The organism is Rhodocaloribacter sp. (assembly GCF_056451265.1).
The window spans coordinates 1-2,706 of sequence record NZ_JBWOPL010000097.1 but is presented as its reverse complement, the minus strand read 5'-3'; the positions used below and the strand labels follow the sequence as shown (position 1 = coordinate 2,706).

General features: G+C 47.3%; 2 protein-coding genes and 1 tRNA gene. All 3 read right to left on the bottom strand.

Annotated features, from left to right (window positions below):
• Positions 1-154: 154 nt before the first annotated feature.
• The 3 genes from AC1HIY_RS15480 to AC1HIY_RS15470 all read right to left on the bottom strand — a co-directional run bounded on the left by AC1HIY_RS15480 (position 155) and on the right by AC1HIY_RS15470 (position 2,701).
• A complete protein-coding gene (locus AC1HIY_RS15480) occupies positions 155-1,636 on the bottom strand; it encodes an ATP-binding protein (RefSeq protein WP_479577705.1) in 1,482 nt (493 codons plus the stop codon).
• A gap of 704 nt (positions 1,637-2,340) precedes the next feature.
• Positions 2,341-2,610, bottom strand: a complete 270-nt coding sequence (locus AC1HIY_RS15475) for a DUF6538 domain-containing protein (protein WP_479577704.1) — start codon at positions 2,608-2,610, stop codon at positions 2,341-2,343.
• A gap of 15 nt (positions 2,611-2,625) precedes the next feature.
• Positions 2,626-2,701: transfer RNA gene (locus tag AC1HIY_RS15470), tRNA-Thr, on the bottom strand.
• Positions 2,702-2,706: the final 5 nt, after the last annotated feature.

Sequence of the window (2,706 nt, the reverse complement as noted above, 5' to 3'; positions counted from 1 at the left end):
CACAGGGCAATTGGCAGCACGGCCGGTCCAGCTCCAAATGAAGACCAAAGACGCACGCCTTTACCGCCTTCTGCTCGGCATTCGTCAGCCGCGCCAGACTGTCCGTGAAGCTATCGGCGATGAGGAGAGTCATGCTTTCTATATCTAAGCAACCTTAGGAAGTTGCCTTGTGCCATACCACATCGATATAACAAGCCGCATATCGATAATCATCCTTTTTTACGATATCGGGAGAACGATCTAAGATATGTAAAACTTCTTCCATTAATGAAAACACTTCCATCTCCTTAAATTCATTCTCTTGTATCGTTCTTATTGCATTAAGTATATTAATGATATCCTGCTTCGTTGATAACTCAACACTTTTCCCGCTGAGAATCTTGTTCCTAAGATTATCATATTTTTCTCTTCTTGGATTACCGGTGGGTAATTTCAAGCGTTCCACTCGCCCGCACAAACTTTCCTTTTTTTTGTCTGATATCGAGCCGTTTTCCTTTATAAACATGCAAAGCTCATTTACATCGTGTTTTCCGAGCAACCTCCAATAATAAAATATTGGAAGCCATAACTTTTGCGAATCCATCACGTGCTCTATAAACATTCCGGGATTTTCTACCTTTTCTCTCATGATAAAGCTTTTTATAACATCATCGTCGTAGATGTGTTCCTTTCTTGTTACAGAAACGACTGTGGTAGGAACAATTTTGTCAGATGATTTACTGTATCCAAAATTAATTTCTTTTATCCGATTAATTAAATCATCATCTATCAAAATGTTCTTTTCTGTTGATAATAACCTTCCTTCCTTCATATTTATGATCGCTATATCTTCGGGAGAATCTTCCAAAACATGATTGATATGAATGGCCGTTTTTGATAGGCGACGTTTAATTTCGTAATCCAGTATTTTCTGCAGCTCGCCAGATTTTATCTTTTTAGATTTACCATGGTAACGGAAATATATATCAGATTCGTGCAACATTTGACCGTCGTTTCTTAGGCACATTATAGGCTTAATTTTCGACTCGTGAACATAAATAATTCCAATCCACTTATTTTTTATAACCTCAATATTTGTTAAATCATAGCTTGGAGCGTGAGAGAAAAAGCTTTCTATATAATCTGAAATGATGGTGTTACCAGACTTTAAGAACCGATCTCTTTCTATGCCTGTAATTTCTCCTGTGTCTGACACGCCAAATACAAGATAGCCTCCTTTATTATTTGCGAACGAGACTATTACTTTCGCATATTCTGCTTTGCTGTTCTTCTTTTCGTGATAAGACTCTTTATATTCTATTATTTCGGATTCTTTGGAGAAAAATTTGTTAGGGGTTTTAGCATCCCATCCTAATATTTTGAGAATAACGTCTGGTGAAGTTGGCTTCTGATCAAGTGGAGGGCGCAATGCCTCTTGTTTCGAAAATCTGGCCAAAAAATCAGTGAGATCCTTCTCGCTTGCTGGTCCGACTTCTGCAAACAACTTTTTGCTTTTGATTTCGGTGATTCGTGCTGGATTGATGGTTCTGTCTGGCCTCGAAAAATAGCTGAGGATTTTATCTCCTGTGTATCCATTTAAAATCATGCGCTTGATGAGCGCCGCTTCCCAGTCCTCAATCCGACGCTTGGCACCCATTTCTTCCCCTCCCTTCACACCTCGTAGATCTTTCTCACCTCGTCGCCGAGGTGGTTGAGGACCCTAACAGCAATTCCACAGGGCCGGTCGCGGGCTTGAAGAAAGGCGTGACAGAGGAATCGCAAGTGGTCCGGATGCCGCGCTTCTTGTGTACGACTTCCAATCCCGTGAGGCACAGGTGGGCCGCTTTGCGATTGCGCCTTGCCTCGGCCTCGGCGGGCGGAGCGGTACCGAATAAGTCCCATTCCGCCTGCGCCTCGATGCTCTTGCGTTTTCCCGGCCGCGACACCGACGTCCTGTGATTCGCGCTTCGGCGACCGGAAAGGATCCTGCCGGTCGGTCGGCCATCCTCGTCCAATTCCCAGCGTTGCGTAGGGGAGCGTGTAAGGAGGATTCAGGATCGGGTTCTCGAAAAAGGCTTCGGTCATTGGTCCCGAATTTTCAGACGGATGTTCTTGGGGCTGTTTGCAAAGATCTTTCTCGTCCCGGTGTTCTCCGGACGGCCACCTGGCCCGCGTGCATCTTTCCGTAATGGGAGGCCCTCTCCCCGTCGCGCAGGGTCGCTTCTGCCTGCAGCAGGCGTATGCAACTTTCATGATACCCGCATGCCGCGTCAGGTCAATGTTTCCCTCATTCGCTGTGACAGGTGTTGGACGGAAAGAGCATGAGGGAAGCCTGACCCGCCTTCAGGCTTTCCCGCGTCCTCACCCGCGCTGCGTCGATGTGGTTCTGATAGTCTGGAGATAGCCGGGTAACAGCCGCAGCGCGTCTTCGCGGCTGGTGGTGCCGAGCGAACGTTTGTACTGGGTGCCGGGCAGCAGATGGGCCAGCGCCTTCGGCCACCTGATCCGGACATACCAGAAGTTGCCGATGCGAACGAGATAACGGGTGCGCTTCACACTCTTCTCGCTGCGATGTGTACCGGCCTTGTGTACCCGTCGCGTCGGAAAAGCGTGTTTTATCAGACGGTTCAACGACTTACGGGGTGATGGTGCCGATGGAGGGACTCGAACCCCCGACCCGCGCATTACGAATGCGCTGCTCTACCAGCTGAGCTACATCGGCTCGGG